This is a genomic window from Bacillus sp. P4_D3, assembly GCF_056401855.1.
In genome coordinates this window covers 1-940 of the sequence record NZ_JBFUIN010001019.1, presented here as the reverse complement: position 1 = coordinate 940, position 940 = coordinate 1, and the positions used below count along the sequence as shown (strand labels likewise).

The window sequence follows — 940 nt, the reverse complement described above, 5'->3', positions numbered from 1 at the left end:
CTGCAAAGGATAACAAAATGAGAGATGTAGTCATAAAGAGTTTATAAGTAATTTGCTTCATCTTCATGATTTTTACAATTCTACTCATCAATTTTATAACCAATACCCTTTATTGTTTTAATGTAAGGAATAGCTAACTTTTTACGTAGGTTTTTAATATGTGTATCAATTATTCGTGTTTCTCCAAAATAATCGTATCCCCAAACTTTTTCAACGATATTTTCTCTTGTGAGTACTTTTCTCTCATTTTGAAATAGTAGTTGTAGAATTTCAAACTCTTTTGTCGTTAATAAAATTTCAACGTCATTTACATATACTCTATATGCATCAACATCGACACGCACTTCTTTAAAAACCAAATGATTATTTACATTTTTATCATAGCTTCTTCTCAGTACGGCTTCGACTCGTCTAATCAAAACATGAAACGAAAAGGGTTTTGTTATATAATCATCGATTCCAAGATCAAATCCTTTCATTTGATCTTCTTCTTCTTCTAACGCAGTTAGCATAATAATTGGTATATTTGACTGGCTTCGAATCATCTTGGAAACTTCAAATCCATTAAGATTGGGCATCATTACATCTAGAAGAATTAAATCAAAGGATTGCTTATTAAATTGTGTCATACCCTCTAATCCATCTGATGCGACTACCACTGTATACTGTTGTGTCATTAAAAATTGTTTAATTAATTCCTGAATTTCTTGATCGTCTTCTACCACGAGAATATGATAGTTTTTCATAATATCACCTCTGGTAGTCATTATAGCCTTACTATCTGGAGTTTATGTGGAGATGAATAGGACGTATATCTTGTTAGCTCTACGTTCAGAATATGATAGTTTTTCATAATATCACCTCTGGTAGTCATTATAGCCTTACTATCTGGAGTTTATGTGGAGATGAATAGGACGTATATCTTGTTAGCTCTACGTTC

Annotated in this window: 1 protein-coding gene; it reads right to left on the bottom strand. The window is 31.5% G+C overall.

Going from position 1 to position 940, the window contains the following annotated elements:
- Positions 1–80: 80 nt before the first annotated feature.
- Positions 81–746, bottom strand: a complete 666-nt coding sequence (locus tag AC1DTM_RS28850; protein ID WP_016104954.1) for a response regulator transcription factor — start codon at positions 744–746, stop codon at positions 81–83.
- Positions 747–940: the final 194 nt, after the last annotated feature.